The sequence below is a fragment of the Nocardioides sp. genome (assembly GCF_047602075.1).
Classification (GTDB): domain Bacteria; phylum Actinomycetota; class Actinomycetes; order Propionibacteriales; family Nocardioidaceae; genus Nocardioides.
Genome location: NZ_JASGIF010000001.1, coordinates 2,110,952 through 2,129,213 on the forward strand (window position 1 = coordinate 2,110,952; position 18,262 = coordinate 2,129,213).

The following is an 18,262-nucleotide window of genomic DNA, read 5'->3' on the forward strand; positions in this document are numbered from 1 at the left end:
GGAGCTGCCCGGGGTCTTCCTCACGAACGCCATGAGCAGGCGCTGCCGAGGGGCGGGGTGTGTCAATGAGCGACGACGCAACCCCGTGACCTGCACAGACACCGGCGGGAACGCCGAATCTCGATCAAGTGGCACGAGTCAGGAGATTGAGTTCCGCAAGGCCCAGACGTTCACGAAGACGAATCGCCTTCTGAAGGAGTACGGCGCGAGTCCGATCCGCTGGGAAGAAGCCTGACCTCGCCGAGGCTAGATCAGACCCGCCATCAGATCCCTGGCTCGGGCCGCACAGGCTCCCAGGTCACGGTTGGCTCGGATCCACTCGCGGCTGGACGAGGCAAGGCTGGCGTACTGGTCTCTGTCCATATTCAGCGTCTCCGCGATCTTCTTGGCTAAGGCTGATCGATCATGCACGGGAACCAGTTGCTGCGAGGGAGCGACCATCTCCCGAGTCCCGCCAACGTCATAGGCAATCACCGGAACACCCATTGACTGCGCTTCCGCAAGCACAGTCGGCGCAGCATCCTCGATCCCGTCTCGTGGCTGCGTGGGCAACACCAGAGCCGTGGAACGACCCAGGGCTTGACGTACGTCCTCACGAGACTGAAGACCCAGTAGCTTCACATGCGGGGACCGAGCAGCTATCTCCTCCATCTCCTCTCGGAGTGGACCATCGCCGACTACCTCGAGCGTATGGGGCAGATCTGCCTGCAACTGTGTCGACGCCGCCACAGCGTCGCGAATACCTTTCAGCTCCGTGAGGTGTCCGACGAAGAGAAGCCTTCGGGCCCGCGCCCTTGTTAGCGACGGCGTGTTCGGCGACCAGAACTCGGTGTCGACTCCCAAGTAGCACGTGTGAACCCTGCTCGCGTCGAATCCGAGGTCCACCAGCCACGATGCGATGTAGTTGCTGACCGCCAGCATCAAGTGGGTGCTGTGGAATGCCGACCAGGCATCTCTTGCGAGGTACCTCTCTCGAGGAGTGGTCGGGGTAGTCATGAGGAACGGCTCCAACGCATGCACTGTGGTCACGAGCGGCACCCTCGCGTGGCGAGCGGCCCTGGCCGCAAAGCCACCGAGTGCCAGAAAGTGCAGGTTGATCACATCAGGTCGCCAGGCGGCCAGCGACGCACCGACGGTCCGATCTGCGACCGGGTAGGTCCTGCGTCTCAGACCGTATGGAAGACGGAGATGCCGAAAGCTCTGAGTTACTGGAATCCCCGCTAGCTCAGGATCTTGCGCGGCAATAGCGAACAACTGGCGGTCCGTGTTGGCCATCTTCGATGCCTGGGCAACCACGAAGTTCATTCTGGGAAAGTGAACCGCTCCTGCCGCGACAGCCAGTCTTAAGGGACGAGTTGAATCAACCATGCAGGTCACGCACAGCGTCCAGCGCTTCGGTCATGCGCGCCATGTATCGCTCCGCCGAGAACTCCTGCGCTGCTCGACGTGCGTCGTCCGGTCGAAGATACTCATCCCGTCTTGCAGCGTGCTGCTCAATCAGCGCTGGGAGTCTCGCCCGATCCGAGGCGTTGATGATGGAGATCGGCGCATACGGCGCCGCCGTCAAGACATCCGGGCCTCCAGATCGCTCAGTTGTAATCACAGATAGTCCCGCAGCCAAAGCCTCCAGGATTGTCCTTCCAAAGCCCTCGCACATCGACGGCAGCACAAGAACATCGCTTTCGGCGTAGAGCCGGGCGACACCAGTCTGATCGGGGGCGCCAACATAGCGAGTGTTGCCGGGCAGTCGGGACGGCAGCCGATACCCGGCGGCTGGCCGACCCGCGATGACGAGTTCCACCTCCGCGCCTGCTTGAGTCAAGTCTTGCATCGCCCGCAGCATCACCGTCATCCCCTTCCTCTCACTCATCGCCCCGAGCGAGAGGAGCCTGATCGACCCGACCCGCTCGGCACGTAGGAGTTGGGTCGACACTCTGTCGGAGGCACGCAACCCATACGGCACCACAAAGACACGGCTCGGCTGGATCCCGGCTTCGGCCAAAGTGCTTGCGCTGAAGGACGAGGCAACCAGGATGCCGTCAGCCGAGTTCAACTCGTCCCGTTGATCCGCAGGTGGGCCAGGGCGGAAGTCGTCATAGGCATGGAGATCGAGCCCAAAGGACTCCGCGTCCTCGCGGATGAGGCGTTGCACCACCACGTCCAGAGGATGGCTAACGTCGAGCACGCGGACGACGTCCGGGCGACGTTTGGCGAGTTCGCGAAACATGAGTAGCGATGCCGTATCAGTCCCAACGGCAACTGAAACCTCTCGACCCAGTTCTCTCAGTACCGCGCGCGTGAAGAAGCGTGAACTCCACTCATCAACGCGTTCAGTCACCTGGCGGGGCAACGCCCGGGCGGACAGGCGGTGCACCAGTTCCCCGGCCGTCCCCATTCGGCGGATCCGCTCGTCAAGAAGGCCGTCAATCCGACGTCGAGACAACCGCCTGTGCACGGCCGGCACCTTCCAAGGCCACCCCGGTTGCTGTCCGACCTGGAGTCTCGTAGCGAGGTACGCGAGGCGGCCCACTGAATCCAAGTCAGCGGCGAGCTGGCCGCTGTGCTGAACTCCGGGGTGAATCACGGCGACATCTCTGCTCACGCGTACCTCCGGACACGCACGTTCGAACGTCGTTCTCGAATTCGCTGCTGACGAATGGAGAGATACCAAATGAGTACCCACGGGGTCGCGTTCACCACCGTGAACACGAACACGGATGTCAAGCCGTCGCGCGCGATCTGGACGATGGCGCCAGCTAGTAGGCAGTATCCGAAGAAGTACGCCGATCGTTCGGATGTGGCCATAGCAGTCCGGAACAGATTGCCAGTCACGAACGCAAGAGCAAGCCCACCTACAATCACTCCGACCCACCTGAAGTTGATATAGAGGTCGCCCGCGACCGTCGTGATGGCGCCGATCTCAGCAATCGGGTAGGCCGGCGACTCGAGGTCCTGGAGGTGATTTGCCAGGCCGGGCTTGTTCGGCCACAGCGGACGCGGCACGGGAAGGGTGAGCACAGCCAGGTATGGCCGACCATGGAATGTGAGCGCCTTCTCGTCTGCGAGCGAGATTGAGATCGCCGCTTGATCGAGGAGAGCCTGCTCGGGGTTGTCCCCACGCACGACCTCACTAGTGGATTCCTCGACGGAACCCCGGATCGACTCCCACGAGGCATCGCCGCTGCGCACTTGAGACCCGATAGCTTTGAGAGGGACGAACAGCGCCATAAGGATGAGGACCGGGACCCACAGCCTCAGCGGCGGCCAGCGGCGGCCACGCTGCCACAAGTAGATCAGCAAGAGCATGATGAGCGGGATCGCAAAGCGGAAGCGGCTGTGCCCCTGTAACGCCATCACTGCGAGGAAGGTAGCCAGGAGAACCAGAAGAGTGGGCTTGAACCCCCGGACATAGATGAGTGCGATGAGAATCAGGGCCGGCCAGAGAATGGCCACGGTCTGATAGCTGGTCGTTACAACGGTGTCACCCTGGGCTACTCCAGGAACAAAGCCGTAGGTGACCAGCGAGATCAGGCCAATCGGCACCGCGAACAGGCCGATCCGCCGAACGGTGGCCCGCTCCACTACAGCTACACGGGCAGGCGAGTCCAAGGTCACCGGCCTACGATTCTCGGCCAGCAGCCAGCCCAACGTGGCAGAGACCAGGAAGACGTCGGCGACAATCACCGCCCGCGCGACAGCGTCCATACCGATGCCCAAGAATGTCTCGCTGCCGGACAAGATTGCCCACCCCCGCAGCGTGACTACGTAGACGTGAAACAGCAGGTAAAGGACTGCTGGATGCGCCAGGCATCGCGACGGGCGGGTGAAGACCAGGATCGCTGACACACCTACAACACAGGCATCCACGAGGAGAGCGCTATGCAGGGTCATGACTCAGGCCCCCTACGCTTCCGACCCGCCGGGTGGCGAGGAGCGGTCGGGGATTCGCTTGAACAACACGGCGAAGCAGACGAACTGGGAGAGTAGAACCGAGATCGCGGCGCCCATCACTCCATACCGCGGGAGGAGCACGATGAGTGCCGCGATGCTCACCGCTATCCCTAGTACTTGGGTCTTCGTCACCATGCTTAGATGTCCACTCGCCCTTAGTGCGGCACCGAGCACGGCTATACCGATCCGACAGGCGCCGGCCGCCAGTAGAACTCGCAAGGGATCCACGGCCGCTACATAGTCACCGCCGTAGACCAACTCAATCGCGGCACGGGCGAAAGGCAGGACAGACAGCCCAATCAAAGCGACCAGCGCCGCAGCTGCCATCGAGTTCCGCCGGATGGCCGACCTGATCCACCCCCGAGCAGCGTAGCGTGGGAAGAGGAACTGATCGGCGGTCAGGCGGATCACATCCAGGGCCGAGACCACTGAGACCGCTACGGCGTAGATGCCCAGAGATGCCGCGGGAGCGAAGGCACCTAGTATCAACTGGTCGACCTGTGTCGCCACTTGGTAAGACAACGTAACCAGAACCGTTCCGCGGCCGTAACGCACCAATGCCGGAACATCAGGCGTGAAGCCTGCACTCTTCTTGGGCAGGCGGGCATGCCAGACCGCCAGCACCGACGACGCCGCACTCCCGCCTGCCAGGACCGCTAGTCCGGTTGTCACAGTGACTTCGTCGAGGACGGCCAACGCACCGAGGCCAAGAAGATAGGTCGAAGGTGAAGCGAGGCGGATCAGATTCCATGACGTGTACCTTCCCCCTGCGAGCAGTGGATTGATCCGGAGTTGAGTAGCGGCATTGAGCGGCACCACCAAGGCACCCAGAGCAGCCTGCGCAACCACCTGCTGATCGGCTCCCTTCAGCAGCAGGAGGTTCACAACAAAGGCGAGCACGAACCCCAGGGCGCCCTGGACCGCGACCCTTCTCCTCAAGGCACTTGCGTAGGCGAGGCCCCGACCAAGACTCCCACTACTACCGAAGATGAGAGCCTGATCGAGACCGAGCAGGGCGAAGTTGGAGATCACTCCGCTCCAGAGCAAGACAACCAAGAATTCACCACGGTCATCGGGTCCGAGCAATCTCGCGCTGATGATGCCGGTCAACAATCCAAAGGCGAGAATCAGCCCATTGACCCCGGCGGTTCCCAGGAACGCCGAGACGGCTGGTCGCGTCCTGGCCAGCGCCACGGCGCCCGTCATGTTGGCACCATGCACTCAAGCACCCCGCGCGCCCACTGTTCGGGAGAGACCGCGGCACCGCGGGCCTTGCTGGGTCGTGGACCCTGCAGCAGGCGTTCGGCGATTTCGATAGCGCCCGCCGGATTGACCGGGTCAAAGGCCGCAGAGCCAGCCCATCTCTCAGCATCCTCGGCGTAGGCGATATCGCAGGACACCATGACCCTGAGACCCAGGGCTAGCGCTTCGGAGTATGTGAGCGGCGCCGGATCGACTCGACTGGGGACTACTAGGACGTCGGAATCACTCAGCTCCCCCGTGATCGACGCCAGCGGTCGCGACGCCTCCACGGTCAGGTTGGGCGGCGCAGCCGCAGCTAATCCCTCGACGTCTCGCCCCCAACACACGCCTGACCAATCATGTCCTGCACCAGTTCGTAGGATCTCGCAGAAGCGGTCGAACCCCTTGCGCCTCGAGAAGTCACCCAGGAAGATCATCCGCCGGGCTGGAGCGACAGAGGAATCGGTAAGTCGTTGGCAGGACACCGGGTTCTTGAGTTCCGCCGAGACCATAGGTCCGACGAGCTCTTCGACAAACCGACGGCTGCCCGGGGTAGGAACGACCACAAAGGACGCGCTGGATAGGAACGCCTTCCGAAACGCATCGGATCCACGACCCCGCCGCGTGGATGTGGTCGCGTTTGACTCGACCCAGACTCCCAGGCGGGCGTTCCCTATGCGGGTGTAGAACGCTGCAGCGATCGCCAGCGGACTGTCCCAGCCCGCCGCGAAGATGTGCGTGGGCCGATAGTCACGCCACAGCCCTAGGTCGGCCCGGGTCGGGTAGCCGGTGCGCCACGACGACTTCTTGGTGGCCTTGGACGCGATGAAGTGGGGGTAGGGGATCTCGCTGTCAGGGGTGAAGAACCAGTCGCCGCGACCACCGGGGTCCCGCCGAACCTGGTAGGCAACCGCCGCTATGCCGCCGGTCGTCTCGACGAAGCCGTCGATCAACGCCCGAAATGGCTCTGTCCGATAGAAGGCTGGCATGTTGTTGATGATGAGGAGGCGTGGGGAACCAGCAGCGGCGCGAAGCGAAAGACGTCGATAGGGCCTCACCGCGCGTCACCACCTCTGCTGCGCCCATAGAGGAGCCCAAGCACGCTCACCGCACGGTCCCGTGCCGTCGGCTGGGCCGCAGAGATAGCTCGCCCGCAGGCAACTCGACGCTCACGGCCGCGATCATCTCGGAGTTCCCGTTCGATCGTCTCCGCGGCTTCCTTGGCGTTGATCGGGTCGAAGTAGGCAGCGGCTTCCCCGCACACCGTGCGCACAAAGTCGCGGTCCGCGGCGTAGACCGGAACTCCCAGCGCAAGGGCCTCGACAGGCGTGGCGGAGAACGCTTCGAGGAGGCTGGGGAAGAAGACGCCGTCCGCAGCCCGCATCATCGTCGGTATCTGGTCAACCGTGAGTTCACCGAGGTTGACACACACCCGGCGCATCGCTGGATGGGCAGCCTTCCACTCGTCATCTCGCAACGTGACCAGATACCGAACGTCCAGTCCCCTCGTCCGGAGCTCTCCGGCGACTTTCGGCAAGAACGAGAAGTTCTTGTGCGGATAGGGTCGCGATGGGTATGCGAGAACTACCTCCCCTTGAGCGCGCGCGGCGGCCACCCGCGCGGCAATGCTCTCGTCCAGCGGCGCATCGAGCACCCGCCGGTTCACGGTATTGGGCACGACGACGATCCGCGGGGCGCGGTCGCCCAGTTCCGTGTGTATGCGTTCACGGAAGGAGTCGGTCTCCACGACCAGGGTGTCCTGAAGTCCCACCTCGAATCGCGACAACGCGCGACGGATGCGCGCCTTCGTGCTCGCAACGCCGACCGGGGGTGGATAGATCGAGGTAACGTCGGCATAGCCCATGATCCGCCGATCAGCCCTTGGCAACGCGTAGATCGGGCCGAAGACAGTGAATGAACCCGCGTAGCGTGCGACCGCCGGCCAAGCCAGGCTCCCGGGCCGCCCGGGGCGCCGATCCACGGTCCGCGCACTCAACCGCGCGCTAGAGGCCGCAGCAATGTTGTGTGCAACCGATGTTGAGATCTCCATGTCCGTGCGACCGATGAGCGGGCCCCATTCCGGATCGTCCACAAGCTGCGCGATCTCATCGATCAGCGAGGAGGCGACCTGGACCCCCCCACCGACGTGCAGGTTAGAGGCGATCAAGCGATATCGCTCGCTACTCATGCCCGAAGGCTCGCCCACTGTGGATGACGTCGCCACGTTGACATGATGAAGCGCACCACCCGAAGAGAGGTGTCGGAGACCGCGTAGTCAACCGCGCAGACTCGCCCGTCGTTGGGAATGGCGATAGCACTCCGGACTGCGACCAGGACGTCTTCAGCACTCAGGCCAGTCATCACCATCGTGCCTGCGTCCAACGCTTCTGGTCGCTCGATCGAGTCGCGGAGGGTCACGGCGGGAAAACCGAGGATCGAAGACTCTTCCGAGATCGTGCCGGAATCCGAAAGCACGCAGGCTGCGTCCATTTGGAGCTTGTTGTAGTCGTGGAAGCCGAAGGGTTCCATCCAGCGGATGTCGCCCTCGATCGTCTCCCCCAGCGTTTCGAGGCGCTTTCGCGTCCGCGGGTGGGTCGAGACCACGACCGGCAGACCGAAGTCGGCGTGGACACGCTGGAGGCAGTCAAGCAGCATCTGGAGTCGCGCCGGGCTGTCGACGTTCTCCTCACGGTGTGCGCTCACCAAGAAGTAGCCGCCGGGGGTCAGTCCCAGCCGTGAGACCACGTCGGAGGCGTCGATCTGGGCCCGGAAGTGTTCCAGGACCTCGCGCATCGGCGATCCGGTCAGCAGGATCCGCCGCGGGCGCAACCCCTCCGCGAGCAGATTCCGTCGCGCGTGTTCGGTGTAGCACAGGTTGAAGTCGGCCACGTGGTCGACGAGCCGACGGTTGGTCTCCTCGGGCACGTTCTCGTCGAAGCAGCGGTTGCCTGCCTCCATGTGGTAGACCGGGATCCGCATCCTCTTGGCCATCACGGCGGCGATGCATGAGTTGGTGTCTCCCAGCACCAAGAAAGCGTCTGGCTGCTCGGCGGTCAACACCTTCTCGACCTCCACCAGAACGCCACCCAACACAGAACCCAGTGTCGAAGTGTCAACCCCGAGGTAGTGATCCGGAGCTCTCAGCCCGAGGTCGTCGAAGAACACCCGGTTGAGTTGATGGTCGTAGTTCTGGCCCGTGTGGACCAGAACGTGTTGGACGCCCTCGGTGTGGTCGAGTCGATCAATCACGCGCGCGAGCCGGATGATCTCCGGGCGCGTGCCGACGACGGTCATCACCTTGGTCACGGGGCCTCCGGGTCTAGGCGCTCTGGAAACTGGTCGGGGTTGTCGAGGTCGAGGAGCTGGTCGGTCCAGAACATTGTGACCAACTCAGTGTCACCGACGTTGCGAATGTTGTGGACCCACAGCGTCGGCATGTCCACGAATCCAGGTTGTCCGCCCGTCAGACGGAAGGTCACCACCTCGTCATCGAGCAGTCGACGTAGGCCGATCTCGGCCTCTCCCTTGACCACGAAGAAGCGCTCCACCTTGCGGAGGTGGTAGTGCTCGCCCCGCACCTGGCCAGGCCGCGTGGTGGAGACAAAAGCCTGCCCGGTGCCACCGTGGGAACGCACAGTCTCGACGAGATCACCTCGCTGATCGCTGTGCATCGTGGGGTGGACCGGGAAGTGCTGGGGGAAGAGATAGGACCGATAGGTGTTGAAAAGGTCCACTTCGAAATGGGTCGTCAGCGGGGGCACCTCACCACGCTCCCCGTAGAGAGCGTGCATGGAGCGGAGCATGGCCAACACCTCGCTGACACCCCGCTCCTCGACCTCCGGGCGCAGTTGGCCCGACGTCCCAACCGCCTCGATCAGCGCAGCGGACGCTCGCTGGGCGTGCAGTAGCGGCACCTGCTTGTCGACCTGCACGACCGGATTCCCGCCGGTGGCGACCCTGTCGGCAAAGGTGGCGACGAAGGAGTTGTAGGAAGGACGACCGTGCTCCCCGAAGAGGTTGGGCAGCAGCAGATCCGCGAAACAGCCGGTCGCAGAATCTGCCAGGAGGGCGGCAGCCGCACGCTTGCCCTCGCCGTAGGCGTTGTCCAGATCGGACTGGATGGAGTTGGCGTAGACGACATCAACCGGCCGATCGACACCTGAGAGCGCTCGTGCCAGCGTCTGCGCGGCCTCCACGTTCCCACGTCGCACGGCGGCATCGCTCTCCGCGCGGTTGACGCCGGCGAGATGAAACACGACGTCAACCGAGGCGACGATCGAGGTGAGCCGAGCTGGGTCGGCCAACTCCTCTCGACCGAGGCGCACCGGCTCAACACCGTGCAGGGCACGCAGCCTGCAGGCGGTGTGCCAGCCCAGGAAGCCGTGACCTCCCGTGATCGCGACCCTCATGCGGCACACCTTGCCGCATCGGTGAGCAGATCGATGAGGGTGGCACTGCCGACATCCTCCGACATCTCTGTCTCGTAGAACTGGCGTGCTGCTGCGCCAAGTCGTTCACGCTCCTGGATGCTCATCGCTCGAAGACGGATCAGCACAGCGGCTGCAGCCTCTGACGATCCTGGCTTCGCAACGAGCCCGGCCCTGGCCGCATTCACCACTGCTGCCGCGTCACCGGGGGCGAGGACCATCATCGGCCGACCTGCCGCCATGATGGATTGCACCTTGCCCGGCAGGGTGATCCGGAAGAGCGGCTCGTCCCGCAGGGACACGATCTGGACGTCGGCGCCGGCCATCAGTTGCGACATCTCACCCACAGCACGCGCTGCCAGGAAGTGCACGTGCGGGAGATCTGATGCCCGAGCGATCAGTGAGTCGCGATCGATGCCGTCTCCGACCATTGCCAGATGGATACCGCGATCAGGCCCGATCGAGCGCATCGCATCGACCAGTGTCCCCAGGCCCTGCGCCGGTCCGTGGTTGCCGGCGTACATCACCAGGAGGTCGTCGGGCGGGAGGCCGAGCTCCGCCTTCAGCTCCCCATGGGCCGGGAGCGGCTTGATCACCTGCTCATCCACCCAGTTGAAGACGACGTGCACCTTGTCAGCAGGTACACCACGTGACACCAGCAGATCCTTCATGCCGGGGGCAATGACAGCGACAGCATGGGCTCGCCGATAGGTCGCGTCTACGAAGCGGTGGAGGAGCGGCTCACCCACCCGACGGACATTGCTCTCCTCCAGGAATCCCGCTGCAAAGACGGAGTCCGGCCACACGTCCTGAACCATCAGCACGTAGGGCACCTGTCGTCTGGTCCGCTGCCACAGCGCTGGTAGCGCCGCCGTCGCCGGAGACGAATACACCAAGGCAGCATCGGCACCACGGAAGCCGTCGCGACCCAGAGCGGCTGCTGAGGCGGCCCAGGTCCCATAGTTGAGGAAGCGTGGAACCGCGGAGCGTGAATGGGACGCAAAGAGCGGGGTCCGGCGGACCGGAAAGCCCTCCACCCGATCCCGCGAGGGCAGAAGGCGCGGGAATCCCGCATGCCTGACACCATCGGGATAGTTGGGCATCCCGGTGAGGACGCGCACGTCGAGGCCGCCGCGTTTCAACGACCTCGCGATCCACATTGGGACTGTGACCGGCTCCGGCGGGAACCACTGGGTCACGAGGGTGACCGTGAGAGGTGTGTTCACGGGGACTCCTCCGTCAGGCCGAGCTCGCGACCGAGTGCCATGTCTTCGAGGCTGGCGATCTCAGCCACGTCGGGCGGAGACTCGAGGCCAACCTGGAGGCTGCCGGGACGCCGGACTCGGAACGAGCACCATCCCAAGCTGCGTGGGCCGTCGAAGTCCTTCGCGGGGTTGTCGGCGACGTAGGCCAACTGGGCCGCAGGTACGTCCCATCCCGTGACCGCGAGCGTGAACATGGCTGGGTCTGGCTTGCTCGATCCGTGCTCAGCCGTCACGACAATAGTGTCGACCCACTTCTCCAGCCCGAGCGCACGACACTTCGCGCGCTGGCTCTCGACCGGCCCATCGGTCACGACGGCGAGTGGAATGCGCCCGCCGAGCCGTTTGAGCAATCGCGCCGCGTCGTCGCTCAGGCGAATGCTGGGGTTGTGCCGTCGATACACGCGCACCACAGCCTGGCGGAGATCCTCTGTCGTCTCGACTCCACGATGCTCCAGGGCGTCCGTCAGCGTGGTACGGCGGACTCCCTGCTCGAAAAGCCGCCAGGCGACATCCCCCACACCGCTGACGCCGAGCTCAGCCTCGATCCAGGAACCGACCGCCTCGAAGCCAGACTGGACGTAGTCGCGCTCGAGGTAGAGCGTGTCATCGACGTCGAAGACCACTCCCGCGATCTGACGCATGTTCACAAGCCCACCCGAGGGGCATCACGGAAGATCGACGAGTCGTAGCGGAGCATGACCAGACCTCCGCGGGTGGTGAGCGGAGCCGACGGCTCCTCGCCCGCGCACTCCTGCACCAACCAGAGGGGCATCTGGCATCCCGACGCCCAGGTCAGCGGAAAGCCCCCGCCGAAGCGTGCGTTGACCTCGATGATTCGGCAGCGTCCACTGTCGTCCTTGAAGATCTGGACGTTGAGCACCCCGAAGGCGCCCGGCAATGAATCCACGACGGCGAGAGCGAGCTCTCGGAAGCTCCGGGTCGTCGGCCGTCACGCCCTTGGACACTTCCCCGCCTCGAGTCTCGAGACGGCGCCTCACAACTGCCGCCCGCGCTGCGCCATCGACACCCACGAGCACATCAACCGTGTGCTCGTGGCCGGTAGCCACCGTTTCGAGCACGTAGTCCAGCGATTCGTCCAGAGTCGCTGCCTCCTCCGCCGAGGAGATCGTGCGCAGCCCGACGGAGGAGGACCCTCGCACAGGCTTGGCGACCAGTGGGAAGGCATCGGCCGATAGCTCCGTGATCTCCGCCAGCATCCACTGTCCGGGGACCGGGAAGCCTCGTTCAGCCAGCCACTGGTGGGTGAGTCGCTTGTCGGAGGCTATGCGGATCGTCTGCGGGTCCGAGACCCAGACGCGCACGCCCTGCCTTGCGAAGTGGTGACGAGCCTCGGCATAGACCGCGAGCTCCGTGTCGATGGTGGGAACGATGTCGGTCACCGCATGCTCGGCGCAGTGCGCCAGAACCGCTTCGACGAAGGACGGGTCGGTGCACCTTGGCACAAGGAGGTGGCCATCGCCGAGATAGGCCGCCGGCGCGAGAGCACTCATGTCGGCGGTGAGCACAGCGCCGCCCCGGCCGTGTTCCGCCACGACTTCCTGGAGGATCGACACCAGCTCACCTCGGCGACCCGCACTGGAGACCAGGAAGATCACGGGGCTCTGGTCAGCCACCGAACTCCTCCATCGTCACCGTCGTGCTGTCGGTGATATCGGCACGTCGAAGGACTTTGCCGAAGGTCTGGGCCACGATTCGCAGATCCAGGACGAGGCTCCGCCTTTCGACGTACTCCACGTCGAGCGCAAACTTCTCCTCCCACGTGATCGCATTGCGCCCACCAACCTGGGCCAACCCGGTGATTCCCGGCCGCACTTCGTGTCGGCGGCGCTGCTCCGGTGTGTAGCGATCCAGGTAACGGACCAGGAGCGGCCGAGGCCCGACCAAACTCATGTCGCCCTTCAGCACGTTCCATAGAGTCGGGAGCTCGTCGAGGCTAGTCGAGCGCAGCGCCGCGCCGAACCTGGTCAGTCGCTGTGCATCGGTCACCAGCCCGCGCTCCTCGTCGATGTCGAGCATGGTGCGAAACTTCACCAGCTCGAAGACGCGCCCGTCCTTGCCAGGGCGAGCTTGACGAAACAGAATCGGCGAGCCGAGCTTGGCCCGAACCATGACAGCCACCACCGCTTGCAGCGGGAGAGTGGCGACCAGGCCGACCGCCGCACCAGCCACATCGAGAGCGCGTTTCACGGTGTCGTAGGACCGACTCACGGCAACCGCTCCAAGAACTCGGCGATCAGCGTCTCGATCTCGCAGAACTGGGCCTCGGTCATTGCCGATCCGCTAGGAAGTGCGAGCCCCCGGGCAAAGATCCGATCGGCACTGCCGTCATAGATCCCGGGACATCCGGCGAAGACCGGTTGCTGGTGCATCGGCTTCCACACGGGGCGGGTCTCGATCCCTTCCGCCCATAGTGCCTTGCTGAGGTCTTCAGGGTTCCAGTTTGCTCCGTCGTCGATGACGATCGCGGTGAGCCAGCAGTTGTCTCGGCGGTCATCTGCCCCACCCAGGATGCGGACCCCTGGGATGGAGGCGAACAATGCCCGATAGCGCTCGCGCCACTCACGCCGACGGGCGATGAGTTCATCCAGCCTGGTCAGCTGTGCCCGGCCGAGTGCCGCAAGGATGTTCGAGAGTCGGTAGTTGTAGCCGACCTCCTCGTGCTCATAGTGCACCGCAGGCTCACGCGCCTGGGTCGAGAGCTTGCGCACGTGGTCAGCCATAGCCTCGTCGTCGGTGAGGAGCATGCCGCCGCTCGACGTAGTGATGATCTTGTTGCCGTTGAAGGAGAGGACCGCCGCATCGCCGAACGCCCCGGCCGGACGGTCACCGAAGGAGGCTCCCAGTGACTCAGCCGCGTCTGAGAGGAGTCGAGTGCCGTAGGACTCCGCGATCTTGGACAGCGCGTCGTAGTCCGCGCACTTGCCGAGCAGGTCGACGGGCACGATGACCGGCACCCGCACACCCTGCGAGCCGAGGCTGTCCAGCGCCTGCTCCAGGAGATCGGCGCTGATGTTGCCCGACTCGGGCTCGCTGTCGACGAAGTACGGCGTCGCGCCGACGTACGCGATGGCGTTGACGGTGGCAGCGAAGGTCATCGTCGACACTGGCACGACATCGCCAGGTCCAACGCCCCAGTGAAGAAGCGCGAGATGCAGGGCGGACGTCCCAGAGGCAAGGCCCACGGCGTACGTCCGGTCGACCCTCCTCGCGATCTCCTCCTCGAACGCCGTCAGATCCGGACCCAATGGCGCGACCCAACCGGAGGTGATCGCACGTGCGACATTCTCCTGCTCGGCCTCGCCCACATCGGGCGCCGAGAGGTAGATCCGTGGAGTCGTGCTCACCCTGTCACCAATGCTCGAAACGCTGGCATCGACTCGAGTAGCGCGACAACATGGCCGACATCGAGGCGGTCGGTGTTGTGGGAGTGGTAGTCTTCTCGGGCCACCCGCTTCTCGCCCTCGTCGAAATACTCACCGTAGTTGAGGTTCCGCGCGTCGACCGCGACCCGGAAGTAGTCGCCCTGGTCCTCCGCCCTCGTCAGCTCTTCGCGGGTTGCGAGCGTCTCGTAGAGCTTCTCCCCGTGCCGAGTGCCGATCACGTTGATGTCCTCGTCGACACCGCAAGCGCGAGCGACCGCGCGGGCCAGGTCGGCGATCGTGCTGGCCGGGGCCTTCCGGATGAACAGGTCTCCCGGTGTTGCGTTCACGAACGCATGCTCGACGAGTTGCACGGCCTCGTCGAGCGACATCAAGAAGCGAGTCATCTCAGGATCGGTCACCGTGAGCGGCTGACCGGCCTTCGCCTGCTCCACGAACAACGGGATCACCGAGCCGCGCGACATCATCACGTTGCCGTAGCGGACCGTCGACACCACGGTGTGAGCCGTGGGGTTGTTGCGCGCGAAAGCCTGGGCGACCTTCTCCATCAGAGCCTTCGACATGCCCATCGCGTTAACCGGATAGGCCGCCTTGTCCGTGCCCAGGCAGACCACCGAGCGGACCTCGTTCTTGTTGCACGCCTCGATGACGTTGGCGCTGCCGAGGACGTTCGTCCGCACAGCCTCCAGCGGGAAGAACTCACAGCTCGGCACTTGTTTGAGCGCAGCGGCGTGGAAGACGTAGTCGACGCCCCGGGTCGCCCGGTCCACGCCGTCGAAGTCGCGGACGTCGCCGATGTAGAAGCGCACTCGCTCGTCGCCGAGCTCTCTGCGCATGTCGTCCTGCTTGAGCTCATCGCGGCTGAGGATTCGCACTTCCCCGACGTCGTGCGCCAACAGCCGGCGGACCATCGTCGATCCGAAGGACCCGGTCCCGCCCGTCACCAAGACGGTGGACCCACTGGGCACGGTGCTGCTCGTCACGTCGTTTCCTCGAGATTCTTCTGCTCCGGGACGGCGCTCAGCCGCCGACCCCTGCCACGACGCAGTCGATCTGCCCGGCCCACGCCTCGATGCAACGCCCGGCCTCGGCGGAGCTCTGCAACACATCGAGTCGACGCACGTCTAGAACTGAAAGCGGGGGGACATCCACGTGCGAGATGAGTGGATGCACAGGGCGGACATCAGGCTCGTCGCTCCCGAAGAGCTGCTCGTGCAGCTTCTCGCCTTCACGGAGCCCGGTGTGGACGATGCTCACCGGCTTCCCCGACTGTCGGATCAACTGCTCGGCGACACCCTGGATGCCGACCGGCTCGCCCATGTCCAGCACCAACGCTTCGCCCGGGCGGCCGATGGCCCCCGCCTGGATGACCAGCTGGACCGCCTCTTCGACGGTCATGAAATAGCGAGTCACATCTGGGTCGGTGACGGTGACGGGACCCCCTGCGGCGATCTGGGCGGCGAAGGAGGTCAGCACCGACCCACGACTGCCCAGCACGTTGCCGAAGCGGACGCTGAGATAGACACCGTCTGCGCGCGAGGCGACATCGGCGGTGAGCCGCTCCGCTACCCGCTTGGAGCGGCCCAGCACGCTGATGGGATCGGCCGCCTTGTCAGTCGAGATGTTGACGAAGCGCTCGACACCCACCTCGGCGGCAGCCTCCAAGACATTGGCCGTGCCGACGACGTTCGTCTTCAACGCCTCGTCGGGATATTGCTCGAGCATCGGCAGGTGCTTGAGCGCGGCAGCGTGGAAGACAACCTGGGGACGCCGTGCCTTGAAGATGGCGCGCAGTGCTTCGCGGTCACGGATGTCGTTCAGCACAACATCCGCAGAGTCGAGGAGTCCATGACCGCTGATGGACAGCTGCACGGCGTGCAGGCCTGACTCGTCTCGGTCAAGCATGATGAGCTCTGACGGAGCCCACTGGTGGATCTGTCGACAGAGCTCGGATCCGATCGACCCCCCGGCTCCGGTGACCAGGACGCGCTTCCCGGTCAGATAGCTGGCGATGGAGGCCAGGTCGGTGTCGATCTGGTGTCGGCCGAGCAGGTCCTTGACGTCGATATCGCGGATGTCGGAGATGGCCACACCATGGTCGAGCAGATCGTCCAGGCCGGGCAGGATCTTCACATTGACACCGGCATCGACTGCCAACTCGGCAAGACGACGCACCTGCGCCGAGGTGGCGCTCGGGATGGCGATGATCATGTCCGACGCACCGGTGCGACGCGCGATCGCGCCGAACTGTGCCGACCGCCCGAGGACCCGGACATCTCCCACTCGGAGGTTCTTCAAGTTGAGGTCGTCGTCGATGAATCCGAGCGGGATCCAGCGCTGCGACGGATCGCGCTTCATGGACCGGACCAGCTGCCGACCCGCGTCACCGGCCCCCATGACCAAGACCCGCTTGGCGGTGGCGCCGTCGACCGCCGCGGGAAACTGCCGCTCTCGCCGGGCCCGATAGGCACCCCGTGCGGTTGCCATCAGGACCAAGGCAGTCACCGACGCGGCGGGCGGCACCGAGCGAGGGACGTACACGAACGGCAGGTTGAGCAGCGTGACGATCACCCCGACAGCGCAGACGATCTTGCCGAGGAGCACCATCTCGTCGAAACTCCCGGCAACCGAACGGCCATGGTGGAACCGCTGCGTCCACGACAAACTGAGATGCAGTCCGGAGGAGAGCAGGGCGAGCACTGCGCCGTGGTGCCACGGATAGCCGTCGAAGAGACCGCCGTCGAGGAGGCGATAGGCCAGCAGCGTCACATAGGCCAGCACCCAACACGCGGTGTCCACCGCCGCCAGGGTCAGTGCGCGGTGAGTTCGCAGACCCGCCACTACGCGAGTGGTCATCGACGGCCTCCTCGCATCGTCACTGGGCGCACATGGCCTGAAGACGAGATCGACCGAGAGATCCCGGGTTCCGGTTAGGTAAAGAGTACAAAGACTTTGCGATCCGCAAGGCGAGAACCGGCGAGAAAGTGCCCGCGAGTTCTCACGCTGCGGTCGCGGCTCAGCGGCCGCGGTGGTGGCGCCTTCTGGTGCGGAGATAGTCCGCGGCCGCCTTGGGGAGTTGCCCCATGCCGCGACGGAGTCGTCGGAGCCGGAGGCGGAGCCGGCTCGACTCGTCATGAGGACCCCGGTGGAACGCATCGACCTCGAAGTCACTGAGCCAGATCGCATGCCAGACCTCCGCTGGCCACCGCCAGACCGGGAGCCGGCTCAGGCTCACCAGCCATGGCACGGAGCCTGGCGACGAGATCCGAAGATCCCACTCCTGAAGCGCCGCTGCGGAAGCCGACGGCTCGGTGCCACCCCAGGCAGGCGCGTCCAGCCGGCTCAAGAGTGGGGCCAGTGTCTCCACCGATCCGGTCTCGCCGGCGAGCGCCACCAGCGCCTCTAGTTCCTCGGGGGTGGCCACCGCACGGAAGTGCTCTTCGAGGCTATCGAGGGCCACCTTGCTCGAGGCATAGAAGGGGTCCCGCAGATGGTGCAGACCGACGATGGCAGCGTGCCCGGGGCGGCCCGGCGCCCAGACATCGGCGCCCCCGAGCGACACGCTCGTCCGGGTCCGCCACAACGCCTCGAAGGTGTCCTCGCTGGAAGCCAAGAACCCAGGGAACCTGTCGTGTGCATCGATCTCGAGCGGCCATAACGGGTTGCGCAGGGTCTTGGAGTGCATCGGAATGATCGTCGGCGCTGTGCTCGCCGGGCCCCTGACCCAGCCCACGGCGTCCATGGCTGCGAGGAACGAGCCGTGCGCTGCCGGGTCCACCAGGACGTCCACGTCGGCCGACTGACGCTCCGAACGCAGCCCTTGCTGCGCCAGCACGGGCCCCTTGATCGCCAGGAGGCGAATCCCGGCGTTGCGAGCAACCCGGTCACACAGGACGTAACCGAGCGGCACGGCTTCGGCCATGGTCAGGGCTGTGGACATCACACCCACGGTAGCGGTCCTGACCGACCCGATGCC

16 protein-coding genes and 1 pseudogene are annotated in these 18,262 nt (G+C 64.7%); all 17 read right to left on the minus strand.

The genetic code is table 11. The features are described 5' to 3' along the window. Nucleotides 1-246: 246 nt before the first annotated feature. The 17 genes and pseudogenes from QM714_RS10640 to QM714_RS10720 all read right to left on the minus strand — a co-directional run bounded on the left by QM714_RS10640 (nucleotide 247) and on the right by QM714_RS10720 (nucleotide 18,226). Complete coding sequence (locus QM714_RS10640; protein WP_415100232.1) at nucleotides 247-1,305, minus strand: glycosyltransferase family 4 protein; 1,059 nt, start codon at nucleotides 1,303-1,305, stop codon at nucleotides 247-249. Nucleotides 1,306-1,360: 55 nt separating this feature from the next. Next, nucleotides 1,361-2,455 (minus strand): glycosyltransferase family 4 protein, encoded by a 1,095-nt coding sequence (locus QM714_RS10645; RefSeq protein ID WP_415100234.1) that lies wholly within the window; start codon nucleotides 2,453-2,455, stop codon nucleotides 1,361-1,363. Nucleotides 2,456-2,598: 143 nt separating this feature from the next. Next, on the minus strand, nucleotides 2,599-3,846 hold the full coding sequence (locus QM714_RS10650; protein WP_415100236.1) for an O-antigen polymerase: 1,248 nt from the start codon (nucleotides 3,844-3,846) through the stop codon (nucleotides 2,599-2,601). A gap of 57 nt (nucleotides 3,847-3,903) precedes the next feature. Then, on the minus strand, nucleotides 3,904-5,157 hold the full coding sequence (locus QM714_RS10655; RefSeq protein WP_415100238.1) for a lipopolysaccharide biosynthesis protein: 1,254 nt from the start codon (nucleotides 5,155-5,157) through the stop codon (nucleotides 3,904-3,906). Continuing rightward, nucleotides 5,154-6,182, minus strand: a complete 1,029-nt coding sequence (locus QM714_RS10660; RefSeq protein WP_415100240.1) for a glycosyltransferase — start codon at nucleotides 6,180-6,182, stop codon at nucleotides 5,154-5,156. The genes QM714_RS10655 and QM714_RS10660 overlap by 4 nt, the downstream gene beginning before the upstream one ends. A gap of 65 nt (nucleotides 6,183-6,247) precedes the next feature. After that, a complete protein-coding gene (locus QM714_RS10665) occupies nucleotides 6,248-7,381 on the minus strand; it encodes a glycosyltransferase (RefSeq protein ID WP_415100242.1) in 1,134 nt (377 codons plus the stop codon). Beyond that, nucleotides 7,378-8,499, minus strand: a complete 1,122-nt coding sequence (gene wecB / locus QM714_RS10670; RefSeq protein WP_415100244.1) for a non-hydrolyzing UDP-N-acetylglucosamine 2-epimerase — start codon at nucleotides 8,497-8,499, stop codon at nucleotides 7,378-7,380. The genes QM714_RS10665 and wecB overlap by 4 nt, the downstream gene beginning before the upstream one ends. After that, the gene (locus QM714_RS10675; RefSeq protein ID WP_415100246.1) at nucleotides 8,496-9,602 is read right to left on the minus strand and encodes an NAD-dependent epimerase/dehydratase family protein; all 1,107 of its coding nucleotides are present in this window, start codon (nucleotides 9,600-9,602) and stop codon (nucleotides 8,496-8,498) included. Before QM714_RS10675 ends, wecB begins: the two co-directional genes overlap by 4 nt. Then, complete coding sequence (locus QM714_RS10680) at nucleotides 9,599-10,846, minus strand: glycosyltransferase family 4 protein (RefSeq protein ID WP_415100248.1); 1,248 nt, start codon at nucleotides 10,844-10,846, stop codon at nucleotides 9,599-9,601. Before QM714_RS10680 ends, QM714_RS10675 begins: the two co-directional genes overlap by 4 nt. After that, nucleotides 10,843-11,526 carry an HAD family hydrolase gene (locus QM714_RS10685; protein ID WP_415100250.1) on the minus strand — a complete coding sequence of 228 codons (684 nt, stop codon included), beginning with the start codon at nucleotides 11,524-11,526 and terminating at the stop codon, nucleotides 10,843-10,845. The genes QM714_RS10680 and QM714_RS10685 overlap by 4 nt, the downstream gene beginning before the upstream one ends. Before the next feature lie 2 nt (nucleotides 11,527-11,528). Continuing rightward, nucleotides 11,529-11,792 carry an ATP-grasp domain-containing protein gene (locus QM714_RS10690; protein ID WP_415100252.1) on the minus strand — a complete coding sequence of 88 codons (264 nt, stop codon included), beginning with the start codon at nucleotides 11,790-11,792 and terminating at the stop codon, nucleotides 11,529-11,531. Between the two features lie 79 nt (nucleotides 11,793-11,871). Continuing rightward, a pseudogene (locus QM714_RS10695) lies at nucleotides 11,872-12,519 on the minus strand (ATP-grasp domain-containing protein); the annotation flags it as partial. After that, a complete protein-coding gene (locus QM714_RS10700; protein ID WP_415100254.1) occupies nucleotides 12,512-13,114 on the minus strand; it encodes a sugar transferase in 603 nt (200 codons plus the stop codon). The pseudogene QM714_RS10695 and the gene QM714_RS10700, both read right to left, overlap by 8 nt. Beyond that, nucleotides 13,111-14,250 carry a DegT/DnrJ/EryC1/StrS family aminotransferase gene (locus QM714_RS10705; RefSeq protein ID WP_415100256.1) on the minus strand — a complete coding sequence of 380 codons (1,140 nt, stop codon included), beginning with the start codon at nucleotides 14,248-14,250 and terminating at the stop codon, nucleotides 13,111-13,113. Before QM714_RS10705 ends, QM714_RS10700 begins: the two co-directional genes overlap by 4 nt. Further along, the gene (locus QM714_RS10710) at nucleotides 14,247-15,269 is read right to left on the minus strand and encodes a polysaccharide biosynthesis protein (RefSeq protein WP_415100258.1); all 1,023 of its coding nucleotides are present in this window, start codon (nucleotides 15,267-15,269) and stop codon (nucleotides 14,247-14,249) included. The genes QM714_RS10705 and QM714_RS10710 overlap by 4 nt, the downstream gene beginning before the upstream one ends. Nucleotides 15,270-15,306: 37 nt before the next feature. Beyond that, complete coding sequence (locus QM714_RS10715; protein WP_415100260.1) at nucleotides 15,307-17,142, minus strand: polysaccharide biosynthesis protein; 1,836 nt, start codon at nucleotides 17,140-17,142, stop codon at nucleotides 15,307-15,309. Between the two features lie 160 nt (nucleotides 17,143-17,302). Further along, on the minus strand, nucleotides 17,303-18,226 hold the full coding sequence (locus QM714_RS10720) for a nucleotidyltransferase family protein (protein WP_415100262.1): 924 nt from the start codon (nucleotides 18,224-18,226) through the stop codon (nucleotides 17,303-17,305). Nucleotides 18,227-18,262: the final 36 nt, after the last annotated feature.

Bases quoted from the DNA above. Each gene is read 5' to 3' on its own strand.
- QM714_RS10640 (WP_415100232.1), bottom strand. From the start codon at position 1,305: ATGAACTTCGTGGTTGCCCAGGCATCGAAGATGGCCAACACGGACCGC.
- QM714_RS10660 (WP_415100240.1), bottom strand. From the start codon at position 6,182: ATGCCAGCCTTCTATCGGACAGAGCCATTTCGGGCGTTGATCGACGGC.
- QM714_RS10665 (WP_415100242.1), bottom strand. From the start codon at position 7,381: ATGAGTAGCGAGCGATATCGCTTGATCGCCTCTAACCTGCACGTCGGT.
- QM714_RS10715 (WP_415100260.1), bottom strand. From the start codon at position 17,142: ATGACCACTCGCGTAGTGGCGGGTCTGCGAACTCACCGCGCACTGACC.
- QM714_RS10675 (WP_415100246.1), bottom strand. From the start codon at position 9,602: ATGAGGGTCGCGATCACGGGAGGTCACGGCTTCCTGGGCTGGCACACC.
- QM714_RS10655 (WP_415100238.1), bottom strand. From the start codon at position 5,157: ATGACGGGCGCCGTGGCGCTGGCCAGGACGCGACCAGCCGTCTCGGCG.
- QM714_RS10685 (WP_415100250.1), bottom strand. From the start codon at position 11,526: ATGCGTCAGATCGCGGGAGTGGTCTTCGACGTCGATGACACGCTCTAC.
- QM714_RS10720 (WP_415100262.1), bottom strand. From the start codon at position 18,226: ATGTCCACAGCCCTGACCATGGCCGAAGCCGTGCCGCTCGGTTACGTC.